Origin of the sequence: Streptomyces olivochromogenes, assembly GCF_021538895.1 — a bacterium.
Classification (GTDB): Bacteria; Actinomycetota; Actinomycetes; order Streptomycetales; family Streptomycetaceae; genus Streptomyces; species Streptomyces olivochromogenes_A.
Map to the genome: position 1 here is coordinate 102631 of NZ_JADDRL010000015.1, position 15550 is coordinate 118180.

13 protein-coding genes and 1 pseudogene are annotated in these 15550 nt (G+C 72.6%); 7 read left to right on the top strand and 7 right to left on the bottom strand.

The genetic code is table 11. From position 1 onward, the window contains the following. Nucleotides 1-58: 58 nt before the first annotated feature. Entirely contained in the window at nt 59-2746 is a 2688-nt protein-coding gene (locus IPZ69_RS10240; RefSeq protein WP_235453723.1) for a LuxR family transcriptional regulator, read from the bottom strand. A gap of 229 nt (nt 2747-2975) precedes the next feature. Here IPZ69_RS10240 and IPZ69_RS10245 point away from each other — a divergent pair, with 229 nt between their 5' ends. From IPZ69_RS10245 to IPZ69_RS10260, 4 genes are all read left to right on the top strand, one after another. After that, nucleotides 2976-4427: a purine-cytosine permease family protein gene (locus IPZ69_RS10245; RefSeq protein WP_235453724.1), complete on the top strand. Its 1452-nt coding sequence runs from the start codon at nt 2976-2978 to the stop codon at nt 4425-4427. 125 nt (nt 4428-4552) lie between these two features. Continuing rightward, nucleotides 4553-5542: an aldo/keto reductase gene (locus IPZ69_RS10250; RefSeq protein ID WP_235453725.1), complete on the top strand. Its 990-nt coding sequence runs from the start codon at nt 4553-4555 to the stop codon at nt 5540-5542. Between the two features lie 83 nt (nt 5543-5625). After that, nucleotides 5626-6267: a GNAT family N-acetyltransferase gene (locus IPZ69_RS10255; protein ID WP_235453726.1), complete on the top strand. Its 642-nt coding sequence runs from the start codon at nt 5626-5628 to the stop codon at nt 6265-6267. A 124-nt stretch (nt 6268-6391) separates the two neighbouring features. Beyond that, nucleotides 6392-7468, top strand: coding sequence for a glycerophosphodiester phosphodiesterase family protein (locus IPZ69_RS10260; protein ID WP_235453727.1), 1077 nt, complete (start codon nt 6392-6394; stop codon nt 7466-7468). A gap of 45 nt (nt 7469-7513) precedes the next feature. On the opposite strand, the gene IPZ69_RS10265 is transcribed toward IPZ69_RS10260, so the two are convergent. From IPZ69_RS10265 to IPZ69_RS10280, 4 genes are all read right to left on the bottom strand, one after another. Further along, a complete protein-coding gene (locus tag IPZ69_RS10265; protein ID WP_235453728.1) occupies nt 7514-8020 on the bottom strand; it encodes a hypothetical protein in 507 nt (168 codons plus the stop codon). A 175-nt stretch (nt 8021-8195) separates the two neighbouring features. Beyond that, nucleotides 8196-8669, bottom strand: coding sequence for an SRPBCC domain-containing protein (locus tag IPZ69_RS10270; RefSeq protein WP_235453729.1), 474 nt, complete (start codon nt 8667-8669; stop codon nt 8196-8198). 35 nt (nt 8670-8704) lie between these two features. Next, the gene (locus IPZ69_RS10275; protein WP_235453730.1) at nt 8705-9355 is read right to left on the bottom strand and encodes a class F sortase; all 651 of its coding nucleotides are present in this window, start codon (nt 9353-9355) and stop codon (nt 8705-8707) included. Nucleotides 9356-9548: 193 nt separating this feature from the next. Further along, a complete protein-coding gene (locus IPZ69_RS10280) occupies nt 9549-10100 on the bottom strand; it encodes a hypothetical protein (protein ID WP_235453731.1) in 552 nt (183 codons plus the stop codon). 332 nt (nt 10101-10432) lie between these two features. On the opposite strand from IPZ69_RS10280, the gene IPZ69_RS10285 reads away from it, so the two are divergent. After that, complete coding sequence (locus tag IPZ69_RS10285) at nt 10433-11323, top strand: DUF6424 family protein (protein ID WP_235453732.1); 891 nt, start codon at nt 10433-10435, stop codon at nt 11321-11323. 56 nt (nt 11324-11379) lie between these two features. Then, complete coding sequence (locus IPZ69_RS10290) at nt 11380-13854, top strand: DEAD/DEAH box helicase (protein ID WP_235453733.1); 2475 nt, start codon at nt 11380-11382, stop codon at nt 13852-13854. A 6-nt stretch (nt 13855-13860) separates the two neighbouring features. Here IPZ69_RS10290 and IPZ69_RS10295 read toward each other — a convergent pair whose 3' ends face one another. Then, nucleotides 13861-14313, bottom strand: coding sequence for a flavodoxin family protein (locus tag IPZ69_RS10295; RefSeq protein ID WP_235453734.1), 453 nt, complete (start codon nt 14311-14313; stop codon nt 13861-13863). Nucleotides 14314-14467: 154 nt separating this feature from the next. On the opposite strand from IPZ69_RS10295, the gene IPZ69_RS10300 reads away from it, so the two are divergent. Further along, nucleotides 14468-15151, top strand: a complete 684-nt coding sequence (locus IPZ69_RS10300; RefSeq protein WP_235453735.1) for a lipoprotein — start codon at nt 14468-14470, stop codon at nt 15149-15151. Between the two features lie 126 nt (nt 15152-15277). On the opposite strand, the pseudogene IPZ69_RS10305 reads toward IPZ69_RS10300, so the two are convergent. After that, nucleotides 15278-15550 (bottom strand): annotated as a pseudogene (locus tag IPZ69_RS10305) (DUF1996 domain-containing protein); the annotation flags it as partial.

The following is a 15550-nucleotide window of genomic DNA, read 5'->3' on the forward strand; positions in this document are numbered from 1 at the left end:
CGCGCGGCGGGCATCGCCGCCTTCGGACAGTGGCCGTCGGCGGCCTGTTTCCGCGTGCTCACAGCAGCCGCAGCTCGCGTGCGCGGCGGACCGCGTCGGCGCGGCGGTTCACCGCCAGCTTCCGGTAGACGCTCTTGAGGTGCGTCTTCACCGTGTTCACCGAGACGTACAGGTCGGCGGCGATCTCCGCCGTGGACATCATCTGGGCCAGCCGCCGCAGGACGTCCCGCTCGCGTCCGCTCAGTTCCTCCACGACGAACGAGGAGTGCTCCGCCGCCTCCCCGGCCGGACCGCCGTGCCGGGTGCCGGGCGAGGCGAGCCAGCCGGAGGCCAGTTCCTGGAGCGGACCGGTGCCCAGGAGCCGGCGCACCCGGGGCCCGGCTTCGAGGAAGGGGCGCCGCAGCCGTTCGCGGCGGGCCTCCACGAGCGCCCGGGCGACGAGGGCGCGGGCGGCGTCGGTGTCCCCCGCCTCGTCCGCGGCCTGGGCGCGCACCAGCATGGCCCGGACGGTCACCGCGGGACCGGCCCGGCCCTCGGCGCGCAGGCGGTCCAGTGTGTCGATCGCCGCGTCCCGGTGCCCGGCGGCGAGCCGGGCCCGCGCCGCCTGCACGGCACAGGCCGGCTGGTCGTCGTACGGCACCTGCTCCAGTACCTCGACGGCGCTGTCCGGCCGGCCCTCGGCCAGATGGACGGCGGAGGCGACCAGGGCGGTGTGGCCCTCCGCCCACGGGGAGGGCACGTCGGCCCGGACGGCCGGGTCGGCCGCCGCGACGGCGGCCCGGGTGTCGCCCCGCGCCAGCAGCAGGCGCGCCGCCGCGATGGCGCGGCCCGCCGCCGTCACGGGGTCCTGGGCCACGCGGCAGGCGTCGGCGGCCTCGTCGAGGAAGGCGCGGGCGCGGCCCAGTTCGTCGCGGTCCACGGCCACGGCGGCCAGGACCAGCCGCCCGATGCCGGAGCCGGACGGCTGGGGCAGGCCGTAGCGCTCCGTCTCGGTCATCGCCGCGAGGGCCTTGCGCTCGGCCCGGCCGGGCCAGCCGTCGAGGTAGTCGATCAGCGCCAGGTGGCCCAGGGACTCCTCCCGGGGCAGCGCCGTCGAGGCCCCGCCGGGGCAGGCGACCACCGCGGTCAGGGCGGTGCGCGCGTCCTCGAAGCGCCCGGCCCACAGGCGTGCCGAGCCCAGGTGCGTGAGCAGCAGGGCGGTGAGTTCGGGGTGCTTGTCGAGGAGGGGGGCGGGCAGCTCGTGCTCCAGTTCCTCGGCGGTCTCCGCGGCCTGCTCGGCCCTGCCGGGGGATCCCGTGAGCCGGGCCGCCAGGGCTTCCAGCAGGGCGCAGCTCAGCCAGGCGGCCACCTCCGGTTCGCCGGGTTCGCCGGTGGCCAGGCGCTGCTCGGCGTGGTGCAGGTGGGTCAGGCCGCAGTCCAGGTCGCGGCGGGAGAGGTCGCGGGCCGCGCGGACCAGTTCCGCCGCGGCGCCGGTGGTCTCGGGGCCCATGCGGGAGAACAGGTCGGCCAGGTCGTCGCTGCGCAGGCCGGTGAAGAGCTGTCCGATCGCCAGGTCGTCGACGAGGGCGCCGGCGGTGAACTCCCAGTCGCCCGCGGCGGCGCCGTGCGCCAGGGTCTCGGGCAGGGAGCCGGAGCGCCGCAGCCACTGGGCGGCCCGGCGGTGGAGCTCGGGCTCCAGATCCGGGGAACGCGCCCGCAGATGGGCCCGGAGGATCTCCGCGAACAGCGGGTGCAGCCGGTACCAGGTGTGTCCGAGGTGTTCGACGAAGGCGTTCTGGCGGTGCAGTTCGGCCAGGATGGGCCCGGCACCGCCCCGGCCCGTCAGGGCCTCGGCCAGGTCGGGGCAGAAGCGCTCCAGGACGCTGACGCGCAGCAGGAGGTCCTGCGTCCGGTCCGTCTGCTGTCTGAGCACCTCGGCGAAGAGGTAGTCGGCGACGGTGCTGCGGTCGGCCTCGAACTCCTTCAGGTACGTCTCCGGATCGGGGCTCTCCTGCGCGGCGAGGGCGCACAGTCGCAGGCCGGCGGCCCAGCCCCGGGTGCGGTCCACCAGGGCGCGCGCGGCCGCCACGGGCAGCCGCAGACCGTGCCGGTCCAGCAGGGCGGCGGCCTCCTCGGGCGTGAAGGCCAGCTCGGCGTCGCGTATCTCGGTCATGCCGCCCGCCGCGCGGTAGCGGTGCAGCGGCAGCAGCGGTTCGGTACGGGTGACCAGGACGAGCCGCAGTCCCTGCTCGGCGTGCTGCAGGACGGACTCCAGCTGGTCGGCGATCTCCGGGGCGGTCACGTGGTCGTACTCGTCGAGCACCAGGACCACGGGCCGCTCGCGGCCGCTCAGCTCGGCGGCGAGCCGGGCCAGCAGCTTGTGGTCCACCAGGCCGGCGTCCGCCGGGCAGCCGACCTCGTCGGACACCGCCACCCCCGCGGCGCGCAGGGCTTGCAGGACGTACGCCCAGAACATGCCGGGGCCCTGGTCGCCGGCGTCGTTGGTGAGCCAGGCGACGGTCTCCGTCAGGCCCGCGGCCCAGTCGGCGACCAGCAGCGTCTTGCCGGCCCCGGCCGCGCCGTTGACCACCGTCAGCGGCGTGAGAAGAGCCTGGTCGAGGTGGTCGGCCAGGCGCTCCCGCCGCAGGAAGGTGGCGGGTACCTTCGGCAGGGCGAACCGCGTGCGCAGGAACGGCTCGCCCGTCGGATCGACGTACGCGTCCGTCGACCCCACCGGGTCCTCGGGGATCGCAGTCACGGCGCTCACCGCCCGTGTCCGTCGTGTCGTGGCCACCGTCAGCGTGGCCGCCGCCCCTCATGATCCCAGCTTTCCTCCTCGGCCGCAGATCGCCGGGGCGCCCGCGGTTGTGGGGCCGGGGTACCGCCGTAGCGGCCGCTCCGCAGCGCGGGCCCGGGCCGGCCGGTGTTCCCGATCTGTTGCGCCGGGGAATGAATGTGACCACAGAGGCAACCCGGCCCCGGCCTCGGGAGGCACCGTGACCGCACCCTCAGAGCCCCGGGTCTCGGGCCTGGAGATCAGGTCCATCGACTACGTGCCGCTGGACGAGAGGCACGGCAAGCTGTGGCACCTCGGCCCGCTGTGGTTCATGTCGAACGCCCAGATCGCCACGCTGGCCGTCGGGCTGATCAGCATCACCGAGGGCGGCAATCTGCTCTGGTCGCTCATCGCGATCGTGGCCGGCACCCTCATCGGCACCTTCTTCATGGCCTTCCACTCCGCGCAGGGCCCACAGCTGGGCCTGCCCCAGATGATCCAGTCACGGCCGCAGTTCGGATACGTCGGCGCCCTGCTGGTCTGGCTCTTCGCCTATGTCCAGTACGCGGGGTTCAACGTGTTCAACACCGTCCTCGCCGGGGAGGCGCTGCACACCACGCTGCACGGGAGCGTCAAACTGTGGGTGGTCGTGGTCACGGCGATCGCGCTCGTCGTCGCGCTGGTGGGCTACGACATCATCCACCGGGCCGAGCGCGTCCTGACGTACACCTTCCTCGTCGTCTTCGGGATCTTCACCGTGGGCGTCCTGGTGAACCTGCACTACCCCGCGGGCTCCTTCGACCTCGGCGGCTTCAAGTGGACGCCGTTCCTGGCCCAGTTCGGCGTGGTGGCCGGCTACCAGATCAGCTGGGCCATCTACGTCTCGGACTACTCGCGCTACCTGCCGCCGTACGTGACGGTCCGCAAGACCTTCTACTGGACCTACTTCGGGTCCGCGCTCGGCGGCATCTGGCTGATGGCCCTCGGGACGCTGCTCGCCGCCTGGGCCGGTGAGGACTTCGATACGATCCGCTCGATCAACGCCGCGGGTGACGAGGTCTTCGACGGCTTCGGCGCGGTCGTGCTGCTGTTCGCCGCCCTGGGGTTGGTGTCGGTCACCGCGCTGAACATGTACGGCGGCTCGCTGACCCTGATCAGCGCCATCGACTCATTCAAGCGGGTGCGGCCGACGCTCACCGTTCGGTTGCTGACCCTCGGGCTCACCGCGGCGCTCTCCCTGGTCGGCGCGCTGGCGGCGACCTCCAACTTCCTTGCGAACTTCAACAACTTCCTGCTGCTGGTGCTCTATCTGTTCATCCCGTGGACTGCGGTGAACCTGATGGACTACTACGTGGTGCGCCGCGGGCACTACGCCATCGCCGAGATCTTCAATCCGCACGGCATCTACGGGCGCTGGGGCTGGCACGGCATCATCGCCTACCTGGTCGGCTTCGCCGTCATGATCCCGTTCTTCTCGGTGGGCACGCTCTACGTCGGCCCCGCCGCCGAGGCACTGGGCGGTGCCGACATCTCGCTGTTCATCGGGCTTCCGGTCTCGGCGCTCCTGTACTGGCTGCTGACCCGGTCCATCGACGTCGACGCCGAGGAGCGGCTGGCCCGGGCCGAGGCGGAGGAACTGGAGCAGGCCGCGCACGAGCACCGCGAGCCGTGACGGCCCGGACCGGACCGGGTCCCCGCCGGGCGCGCTTGCCATGAAGCGCACTCCAAGTCGTAGCGTCCCACTCGAACGGACGACGTTCCTGGCCGGGACACCTCAGTACGGAGAGACTGGTAATCATGGAACAGCGCAGTTTGCGAGACCTGCGGGTATCGGCCATCGGCCTCGGCTGCATGGGTATGTCCGCGTTCTACGGCGCGACCGACGAGGACGAGGGCATCAGGACGATCCACCGCGCACGGGAGCTGGGCGTCAGCTTCCTCGACACGGCGCAGATGTACGGGCCGCTCACCAACGAGAGCCTCGTCGGCCGGGCGATCAAGGGGCACCGTGACGACTACGTGATCGCCACGAAGTTCAACTACCGCATGGACGACGCCGTTCCGGGCGACATGAGCACCGTCGGCCCGCAGGACGGCTCCGCCGAGCATGTGCGCAGCTCCGTCCACGGCTCGCTCAAGCGGCTCGGCACGGACCACATTGACCTCTACTACCAGCACCGCGTCGACCCGAACGTGCCGATCGAGGAGACGGTCGGCGCCCTGGCGGAGCTCGTCGCGGAGGGCAAGGTACGTCACATCGGTCTCAGCGAGGCCGCGGCGGCGACCATCCGCCGGGCGCACGCCGTCCACCCGATCACGGCGGTGCAGACCGAGTACTCGCTGTGGACGCGGGACCCGGAGGCCGAGGTCCTGCCCGCCTGCCGGGAACTGGGCATCGGGTTCGTCCCCTACTCGCCGCTCGGCCGCGGCTTCCTCGCGGGCCGCTTCTCCTCCCCCGAGGACCTCGACGAGGGCGACTTCCGGCGCACCGGCCCCCGCTTCACCGGCGACAACCTGCGGGCCAACCTCGCGCTGGCGGACAAGGTGAAGGAGATCGCCGCCGAGAAGGACGTGACGCCGGCGCAACTGGCGATCGCCTGGGTGCTGGCGCAGGGCGAGGACCTGGTCCCGATCCCGGGCACCAAGCGCCGCACCTACCTGGAGGAGAACGCCGGCGCGGTCGGCGTCGAGCTGACGAAGGACGACCTGGCCCGCATCGACGCCGAACTCCCGCGGGCCGCCGGGGAGCGGTACAACGAGGCCGGGATGAAGACGGTGAACAAGTAGCCGCGGCCGCCGCCCGGCTCCCCCGGCAAGTCCCCCAGGTGTTCCGGACATTGAACGTCCGGAACACCGCGTAGCCTGCCGCCATGACGGTGAAGGACGAGCGGGACCCGGGGGAACCGGAGGCCGGGCGGCTGTCGGTGGTGCCCGCCGACCGGGCGTCGTGGGACGACCTGGAGACGATCTTCGGCGAGCGGACGCAGACCGCCGACTGCCGGTGCCAGCGATTCAAGATCCGGGTCTCCCACTGGGCGTCGATGCCCCGCGAGGAGCGCGCCGAGCGGCTGCGTGAGCAGAGCGGATGCGAGCGCGTGGGGCCGGGGGCGCGGGCGACCAGTGGTCTGGTGGCCCACCTGGACGGTGTGCCCGTCGGCTGGTGCGCGGTCGAACCCCGGACGGCGTACCCCCAGTTGGTGCGGGCCCGGGTCCCGTGGACGGGACGGCAGGAGGACCCTGCGGACGACGGGGTCTGGGCGGTGACCTGCTTCCTCGTCCGCAAGGACTTCCGCCGCCGGGGCATCACCTACGCGCTGGCCCGCGCCACGGTCCCGTTGGCCCAAGGCCGGGGGGCCCGCGCCCTGGAGGCCTACCCGATGATCACCCGCCCCGGTCTTGAGATCACCTGGGGCGAACTCCACGTGGGCAGCGTGGGGGTCTTCGCCGACGCCGGATTTCGCGAGGTGACCCGGCCGACGCCGCGGCGGGTGGTCATGCGGATCGACTTCTGACCCGGGGGAGACGACGGGCACATGAAATGCGCCGTTCACAGGAGCATCACGCCCAGGCCCTTCCGCATGCCCGGGGCCGGACTACCGTCGTCTGTTCGCCCGAACCGACACGAGTGAGGTTTCGATGTCCGCAAGACACATCCTCGCCGGCCTGGCCCTGGTGCCGGTGTTCGCGTTCCCGGTGGCCGCCCAGGCGACGACGGCAGACCACCCCGCCACGGCTCATGTGCCGCCCCAGAAGACCCACTTCGACCTGCAGGCCCACCGGGGCGGCATCGGCATGACCACCGAGGAGTCCCTGGAAGGATTCGGCAAGGCGATGCGCCTCGGGGTGTCCACGCTGGAGCTGGACACCCATGTCACCAAGGACCTGAAGGTCGTCGTCAACCACGACCGGCAGATCAGCGCCGTCAAGTGCCGCGACACCGGGCCCGTCACGCCCGGCGACCCGATGTACCCGTACGTCGGGAAGTACATCAAGGACCTGACGCTGGCCCAGATCAAGACCATGGACTGCGGCTACCAGCAGTTGCCCGGCTTCCCCGAGCAGGAGGTCGTGAAGGGCTTCCGGATGGTCGAGCTCAAGGACGTCCTGGACCTGGTCAAGAGCTACCACGCCAAGCGGGTCAAGCTGAACATCGAGACGAAGGTCGAGGCCGGGGCGCCCGAACAGACCGCGCCCCGCGAGGTGTTCGTGCGCCGCGTGTACGAGGAGATCCACCGCTCGGGCATCGAGAACCAGGTCACCATCCAGTCCTTCGACTGGGGCGCGCTGAAGCTCATGCACCGACTGGCGCCCCGGTGGCCGCTGGTGGCGCTGACGAACTACGACTTCTTGCAGGTCGGCCGGCCCGGCGCGTCCCCCTGGCTCGGCGGGATCGACGCGGACGACTACGGCGGCGACTTCGTCAAGGCCGCCGCGACCCTCCCCGGCGTCACCACCCTCTCCCCCAACTACGGCTTCCCGCAGAACGGCAAGGTCGGCGACCCGGGCTTCCGCTTCTACTCCGACGCGGCCATGGTCGCCGAGGCGCACGCCCGAGGCCTCAAGGTCGTCCCCTGGACCTGTGACGACCCGGCCACCGTGGAGGCCCTGATGGACATGGGCATCGACGGCATCATCACCAACTACCCCAACCACGTACGCCGGATCATGGCCGAACGCGGCATGCGCCTGCCCAGGCCGTACTTCCCGCGCTGACCGGACGCGGCGGGCCCGCCCCGGCGCACGGGACGGGCCGTGCGGTCAGCGGGCCGGCCTGAGTTCGGTGATCTTGCGCGTCCTCAGGTCGGACTGCACGTCGATCTTCGTGACCTGGGCGTGCGGGCCGTCGCCCCAGGTGAGCGTGACCCGGCTGGTGGCGTGGCCGGCGCCCGAGCCGGTGTAGTCGACCTTCCACTTCACGGGCACGTTCTGGGCGAACAGGATGCCGTCGGCGTGCTCCCTCGCCTCGTACGCGGCGACCTTCCGCTGGGCCGCGGCGGACAGGTAGAAGGAGCGCAGCGCCTTGGCGTCGGCGGCGGCCGCCGGGTCCTCGCCGTCCCAGACGGCGTCGATGTACGCGCCGTAGAAGTCGGCCACGCGCTGGGTCACGCCGCGCGGGTCCCCGTGGGCGGCGGACCCGGACGTCGCGCGGGTGGAGTGAGTCGTGCCGGTCCCGGCGAGGGCCGGCGTCACGGCGGCGAGGGACAGGGCCGCGGTGACGGTCGCGGCGGTGAGCAGGGCCTTGCGGCTGCGCATACGCATGGACATGGGTGTTCCGTTCCCCCGGTTCGAAGGCATTGCGGCCGGGTCGATCCCGGCCGGTGACGGATCTGAAGACCGCGTGCGCCTGCGCGCTGGTTCCGATTCGCCCGGGAAAATCACTGGTACGGCGAAATGCGCGAAAGGTTGCGTTGTCTTTCGGTCTCGCCGCCGTGATTTCCGGTCAGACCGTGCCCGGTCCGGTTCCTTCGACCAGCCGGGCGAGTTTGCCGAGGGCCATGCGGGTGCCCAGTTCGTTGTCCGCCCGGGGTATGTCGTCCGGGATGCCCTCGTGCTCGATGGTGACGTCCGTCGCGCCCTCCGCCTCGGTGAGCCGCGTGGTCATCGTCATCACCCCGCGAAAGGCGTCGTCCGCGGATTCGAACTCGATCTCCTCGACGACCAGCGCGTCCGGTACGAGACGCACGAAACGCCCCCGGTAGGTGTCCGTGCGCCCGCCGGACTTCCCGGAACCGTCCGGCGCGTCGTAGGTGAGGGACACGCGGAACGCGCCGCCTTCGCGGGCCTCCAACGCGTGGACCTGTGCGGTCATGCCGTCGGGCACGCGCCAGGCGGCGACGGCGTCCGGGGCGACGAGAGCCCGGTAGACGGCCGCCGGGGGCGCCTGCACACGCTGGGTGACTCGCGTCGCGTACATGGGCTCAACCTACTCCGCCCGGCTTCCCGGACCGCTCAGACCAAGTGGGCGAAGAGCACCAGGTTCTCGGTGTAGTCCTTGGCCGTGTGGTCGTAGTCGCCGGCGCAGGTGATCAGGCGGGCCTCGGCGCGGGGGGTGTCGGCGTAGACACGGCTGCTCGGGAAGTCGTCCTTCGCGAACGTCTCGGCGCTGTCCACCACGAACGTCGCCTCGTTCCCGTCGGCCCGCTCGACGGAGAAGCGGTCGCCGGTCTCCAGCTCGTCGAGGTTCGCGAAGACGGCGGCCGAGGTCGTGGTGTCGACGTGCCCGGCGATGATGGACGTGCCCGCCTCGCCCGGGGAGACGCCGTCGGCGTACCAGCCCACCAGGTTCACGTTGCCGGCGGGCGGGGGCTGGAGCTGCCCCGACGGGCCGAGGGTGAGCGCGGTGAACGGGGCGTCCACGTCGATCTTCGGGATGAGCAGGCGCGTCGGCTGGGAGGGGGGCAGGTGCTTGCCGGCCGGGTGCGCGGTGGCCGAGGCCGCGCCGGCCTTCGAGGAGTCGGCGGACTTTCCGTGACCGCCCATCAGGGCGACGGCCAGGAGCAGGAACGCTGCGCCCCACATCACCAGGAGTCCGCCGGGGCCTGAGCCCTCGTCGGGCGGCGCCGGCTCGGCGGAGGCCGGGGAGGACGGAGGAGCTGCCATCGGATTCCACCTCACTCGGGCACGGCAGCACAGTGGTCACGGCGGCGGGCGAAACGGCCGCCGACACGGTGTGCGGCGGCGGCCGCGGCCCCTAGGTCCTGTCGTCGAACTCCCGTCTGCCCCGCGACGCCAGGCCCGCCCTCCGGGCGGACGACGCGAGTTTGACGACAGGGCCTAGATGGTCGGACGACGATCAGGACGCCGCTTGGGCGGCCTTCCTCCGGCGCAGCACGTAGAGGCCGGTGGCGCCGACGGCCAGCACGGCGAGCCCGCCGGTGCTGACACCCTGGTCGGCGAGCGCGCCGCCTCCGGTGTGCATGCCTCCGTTGGGCTTGCCACTGTCGTCCTCACCCCACGAGTCCTTGTCGCGGCCGCTGTCCGAGCCCGAGCCCTTCTCCTGGTTGCCGTCGGAACCCTTGTCCTTGTACGTCTCCGGGTCGTACTTGCTGTTGTCGCCGCTGTCCGAACTCCAGTCGTCGCTGCCGACGAGGGCGAGGAAGCCGCCACCGGTGTGCATTCCGCCACTCGGCTTGTCGCGGCTGCTGTCATCACCGTTCTCTTTGCTGTAGGAAGAATCGTCACGACCGTGGGACGAGTCATCACCCTTGCCGGACGAGTCGCCACGGCTGTGGGAGGAATCGTCACGGCCCCCCTCGTCACCTCCGGAGGCGTAGACGGCAGGCGTGGCGATCGCCAGGGCCGCCGCGGCGGCGGCCGTGGCCAGGATCATGCGGCCAGAACGCATCTGATAGTCCTTCCGCCGTGGTCCGGGCAGCCGATACTCCATCAGCTGGGATGACCCGGCCCCGGCATGAACCACCGTCAGTCAGGCCCGCGTCGCGCACCATCCGGGCCGCCCAGCCGGGTTACCGACACACCCCGCCCAGCCCATCCGCGCCACGGTCGCGCCGCGGCGACGGCGCTGCCCGATGCCGGCCGGCGCGACCATCCGTACTACTCCGTCCGAGTGGCCGTACCCGGTTCCCCGGGCGCAGGATGGAAAACGGGGTGAGCGGCGCCGTGGACCCGACGAGGACCCCGGGTGAGCCCGCGCGGTCGGCCCGAGGAGGACACGCCATGACCGTCGCCGATACGCGAGTGAGGTCCCGGACGTCGGTCGCGCTCCCGCCCGGCGGAGTCGAGTCCGAGAGCCATCCGTGGAAGATCCGGCTGGTCGAGCATCCCAAGCGCTCCGAGTCGTCGTTCTTCCGCGCGGCGAAGAAGACCGTGCACGAGATCCTGCGCCCGATGAGCGACGAAGAACTGCCGTACGGGCCGCGGCCGCCCGGCGAGCACCCCTGGGAGATGCACCACGGGGGCAGCCTGTGGGTCAAGGGACCGAGCGGCTGGCTGATGTTCCGCGCCCGCGTGGGCATCGAGTGGAGCATGCAGTTCTGCGCCGAACCGGCCAAGGTCGACCGGCTGAGGCGTCAGGCGGCGGAACTCGTCGAGGCGTTCCCGCTGACCCTGCCCGCACTGCGGCAACTGGGCTACGAGGAGGCCGAGGACCTCCTGCGCAAGCCCATCGAGGACGCCGACGGCGTCGAGGCGTGGACCGACTCGCTGTTCAACGCGTGCGTGCCGATGAGCCGCGGCAACCACCAGGGGATCCTGCCCGACGTGCCCGGCGAGCACCACTACCCCTGGCCGGTCAAGGGCGCCGACTTCGTCCGGTTCGACGACTTCCAGCTGTGGGTGACCCTGCCGGACGGCACGCACGGAGCCGTCGCCCCGGTGGACCGGCGGGGCTCCGGCGACGGGCATGTGCGGCTTACCTTCGTGCCCGAGGGCAGCGCGGCGGCGCAGACGCTGGCACGGGCCCAGGACCTGGGTCTGATGGCGGTCCTGCCGCCGAACAGCTCCGCCGCCCGCCAGGCCTTCTCCCGACAGATAGCCCCCGGCAGCCGCACGGCCTCCGGACCCCTGGTCGAGCATCGGCGCCGACGCGGCACGCAGCGCCGCGGGTAGTCCCTCGACCTGCTCGCCCTCCCGCCCTCGACTTCGCAGCATCTAGGGTCACAGATGTGAAGCTACGTCCCCACCAACGCGAAGCCGTGGACGCGCTGGTACGCGCGCTCGACCTGCCGGCCGGGGCGGCCCTCCCGCCGGGCGGGCTGCGGACCCAGGTGGTCATGGCGACCGGGTCCGGCAAGACCCTCGTGGCGGTCCGCGGGGCCGAGGAGCTGCGGGCGGGCCGGGTGCTGGTGCTCGTTCCCTCGCTCGACCTGCTCGCCCAGACCGAGGAGGCCTGGCGCGCGGGCGGTCGTACGGGGCCCATGATCGGGGTGTCCTCGCTGCGCGGGGACCAGGCGGCGTTCCCCAACACCACGAGCGTGGACGAGCTCGTCGCCTGGGTGCGCCCTTTCGACAAGGTCACCGTCTTCGCCACGTACGCCTCCCTGGGGCTCGGCACGCTGGAGCGCGCGCACGCGTCCGGACTGCCGGGCTGGGACCTGATCGTGGTCGACGAGGCGCACCGGACCTCGGGACGGATCGGCAAACCGTGGGCGGTCGTCCACGACAACGCCAGGATTCCCTCGCTGCGGCGGCTGTACATGACGGCCACGCCCCGGCTGTGGCAGCCGGAGGAGGACCAGCGGCAGGGGCCGGGGGCGCCCGGCGAGCTGGTCGCCTCCATGGACGACGATCCGGACGGCCCGTTCGGGGCCCGCTGTCACACCCTGACGCTGTCGGAGGCGATCGACCGGGGGATCTGCGCGCCGTACCAGGTCGTGTGCGTCGACGTCACGGACACCCAGCTCCAGGCCGCCCAGTTGCTCGGCATGGAGGGCCGTACCGACGAGGTGCGCGGGGCGCGGCTGGCCGCGTTGCAGACGGCGCTGGTCAAGGCGGCGGGCGCGGAGGGGCTGCGGCGCACGCTGGTCTTCCACCACCTGGTGCGGGAGGCCGAGGCCTTCGCGGCCGGGCTCCCGGCGGTCGCGGCACAGCTGCACGCCGCCGACCCGGGGCGGTACCCGGAGGCGGTCTGGGCGGACTGGCTGTGCGGCGACCACGCGCCGGCGCACCGGCGCCGCGTCCTGCACGCGTTCGCCCACCACGGCGGCCCGGCGGAGCAGGCGTTCCTGAGTTCGGTCAAGGTCCTCGGGGAAGGCGTCGACACCAAGCACTGCGACTCGGTGTACTTCGCCGATGTACGGGGCTCCATGCCCGACCTGGTCCAGGCCGTGGGGCGGGCCCTGCGCGTCCGGCCCGGGGAGGGCAAGACGGCGTCGTTGGTGGTGCCGGTGCTGCTCGGGCCGGGCGAGACGCCCGACACGATGCTGACCAGCCGGGCGTACGCCGGACTCGCCCGGCTCCTTGAGGCGCTGCGCGCCCATGACACGCGGATCGTGGAGCGCCTGGCCGAGCCGCAGGCGCCCAGCCGCTCCCCCAAGGGTCGCGTCCTGGGCGAGCGGGGCGAGGAGCACGGGGACGAGCTGGCGGGGGTGAGCGCCCCCGCGCAAGCGCTGCTGAGGTTCTCCACACCGCGCGACCCGGCGCTGCTGGCCGCGTTCATCGAGCTGCGCGTGATCAACCCCGAGCGTGCCCACTGGCGGCGCGGGATCGAGGCGGCCGCCCTCTACACCCGGGTGCACGGCGACCTGCGGGTGCCGTTCACGTTCCGGGTGCCGGGCGGCGACGAGACGGAGGGCGAGGGGTGGCCGGGCGCGCTCGCCGGGTTCCCGCTCGGGCAGTGGATCGCCGACGCCCGCCGCTTCCGCACGCGCGGCACCCTCGACGACGACCGCGCCCGCCAGTTGGACGAACTCGGCATGGTCTGGTCCCACTTCGACCTCTCCTGGGAGGAGGGGCTCGCCGCCGCCCGCGCGTGGGCGGTCGAGCACGGGCACCTGCTGGCCCCGCACGACGCCACCCACCAGGGCTTCCGGCTCGGCATCTGGCTGAAGAACCAGCGCGCCGCCGCCCGCCGGACCGCGGGGAGCGCCGAGGACACCGTGGCGGAGGAAGCGGCGGGCGCGCTGTCCGAGGAACGCCGCGAGTTGCTCGACGAGATCGACCCCGCCTGGTGTCCGGCCTGGCCGGTGGAGTGGCAGCGCCGGTTCCACCTCACCCGGCTCCATCTGGAGGACGGCGGAGCCCTGCCCACCGAGCCGGGCGACACCGTGCGGCAGGGGGAGGATCTCGGGCGGTGGGTCCGCGCGCAGCGCCTCGGCTGGGACGGGCTGGCCGTCGGCCAGCGGTGGCTGTGCGAGCACGTCCTGGGGATCGAGCCCGCCGCCGAGGCCGAGCTCCCCCGGCCGCGCGTGTCGCATGCCGACAAGTGGGCGGTCAATCTGGTCGCCGCCGCACAGTTCTACGAGCGTGAGGGCCACCTGAGCGTGCCGCGCAAGCATGTGGAGAGCGTCGTCGTCGGCGCGGACCGGGAGCGGCGGCAGATCAAGCTGGGCGCCTGGATCAGCAACCAGCGGGTGCGCGCCTCCTCGCTGACCTCCGAGCGGAAACGGCAGTTGTCCGACCTCGGCATGCGGTGGGCGTAGGCCTGCTCAGGCCATCAGCCCGGCGGCGACCGTGGCGCCCAGCTCCCAGCAGGCCTGGATGTCGGCCTTGCCGGGCTCGCCGGTCACGGTCACCGCGTCGGTGGTGCGGCGCCAGCCCAGGCCCGTGGTGATGGCCTCGATCCCCCGCACCGCGCCCGTGACGTCGTTGCCGCCGTGCACGTAGTAGCCGAACGGCCGGCCCCCGGTCTCGTCCAGGCAGGGGTAGTAGACCTGGTCGAAGAAGTGCTTGAGGGCACCGGACATGTAGCCGAGGTTGGCCGGGGTGCCCAGCAGGTAGCCGTCGGCGCCGAGCACGTCGGAGGCGGTCGCGGCGAGGGCCGCGCGCCGTACGACCTTGACGCCCTCGATCTCCGGTGTCGTCGCGCCCGAGACGACGGCCTCCAGCATCGCCTGGCAGTTGGGCGAGGGCGTGTGATGAACGATCAGCAAGGTAGCCACACCCGCACCCTGCCGTGGCGCCGCGTCCCGCCGCAAACGGCGGCCGCGCCCGGGGCTCGGGACGGCCTCCGGCCGCGGCCGCCCGGAAACTCGTACGGCGGTGTCGCGGGCCTCGGATACAGTGTCCCACCTGGACCGATGGGGGGAGATCGCAATGGTGTTCGGGCTGCGGACCGTGCGGGGCACACTGGCCCCCGTGCTGGTACTGGCCGGGGTGCTGGCCGGGTGCACGGCGGCGCCGGACGGGGACGCGAAGGCCTCGCGGACGGCGGACGCCTCCGGGAAGGCGCGTGCGGCCACCGCCCCGAGCGGCGGCGCGATCGGTGCCGCCGGTTCGGCCTGCGAGCTTCCGGTCACCTTCGACGTGGCCAAGGACTGGAAGCCCAAGGCGGTCGACAGCACGCCGGCCTCGAAGGGCGCGAGCGGGTCCGACGACGACCTGGCCTCCGACATCGCCGACGCCATCCTCCACCAGGGCCCGGTCACCGCGGCCTGCGAGATCGACGCCAAGCCGGCCGGGAACATCGGCTTCCTGCGGGTGTGGACCGGGTCCCCGGGCAACGCCGACGCGCGTTCCGTGCTGCGGGCGTTCGTGGCGGCCGAGGACAACACGAGCGACGAGCACTACCGCACGGTCAAGGCGGGCGCCCTCTCCGGCGTCGAGGTGGAGTACGTCTACACGAGCAAGCTCCTGGACGAGAAGAAGAAGGAGCGCGCCCTCGCCGTCTCCACCCCGGACGGCCCGGTTGTCCTGCACCTCGGCGGGATGGACACGGCGGAGCACGAGGCGATGCTCCCCGCGTACGAACTCGCGAAGCGCACCTTGCGCAGGGCGTGAGCCCCGGCTCGTCACATCGGCGGACGGCCGTCGTCCGTATCAGCGGTGAGGCCGCGGTCATGAAGGGCGACGACTGGTCGTCGCCCTCTTGACCGCGGCCTCAGTGCTTGCGCGGGCCCGCGTCCGTCACACGGAGCGGCGTCCCATGCGGCGGAGCAGTACGAAGCCCGCTGTCACCAGCACGGCCCCGATCGCGGCGGGCCACAGGTGTGCCCCGGTCTCCGCGAGTCCGCCCTGGACCGCCTGCGGTTCGGTCTCCGCGGCGGCGGAGGGGGCGTTCGCACCGGCCTGGGCGGCCGGCGGCACGCTGCCCGCGCCGTCGCCGGACCCGGCCGACTGGTTGCCGTCGCCCTTGTCCTCCTGGGTCCTCTTGCCCGAACCGCTCTTCGTCCCGGCGGC

Coding starts and splice junctions, on each gene's coding strand:
- IPZ69_RS10250 (WP_235453725.1), top strand. CDS start 4,553: ATGGAACAGCGCAGTTTGCGAGACCTGCGGGTATCGGCCATCGGCCTC.
- IPZ69_RS10255 (WP_235453726.1), top strand. CDS start 5,626: ATGACGGTGAAGGACGAGCGGGACCCGGGGGAACCGGAGGCCGGGCGG.
- IPZ69_RS10260 (WP_235453727.1), top strand. CDS start 6,392: ATGTCCGCAAGACACATCCTCGCCGGCCTGGCCCTGGTGCCGGTGTTC.
- IPZ69_RS10265 (WP_235453728.1), bottom strand. CDS start 8,020: ATGTCCATGCGTATGCGCAGCCGCAAGGCCCTGCTCACCGCCGCGACC.
- IPZ69_RS10270 (WP_235453729.1), bottom strand. CDS start 8,669: ATGTACGCGACGCGAGTCACCCAGCGTGTGCAGGCGCCCCCGGCGGCC.
- IPZ69_RS10275 (WP_235453730.1), bottom strand. CDS start 9,355: ATGGCAGCTCCTCCGTCCTCCCCGGCCTCCGCCGAGCCGGCGCCGCCC.
- IPZ69_RS10280 (WP_235453731.1), bottom strand. CDS start 10,100: ATGCGTTCTGGCCGCATGATCCTGGCCACGGCCGCCGCCGCGGCGGCC.
- IPZ69_RS10285 (WP_235453732.1), top strand. CDS start 10,433: ATGACCGTCGCCGATACGCGAGTGAGGTCCCGGACGTCGGTCGCGCTC.
- IPZ69_RS10300 (WP_235453735.1), top strand. CDS start 14,468: ATGGTGTTCGGGCTGCGGACCGTGCGGGGCACACTGGCCCCCGTGCTG.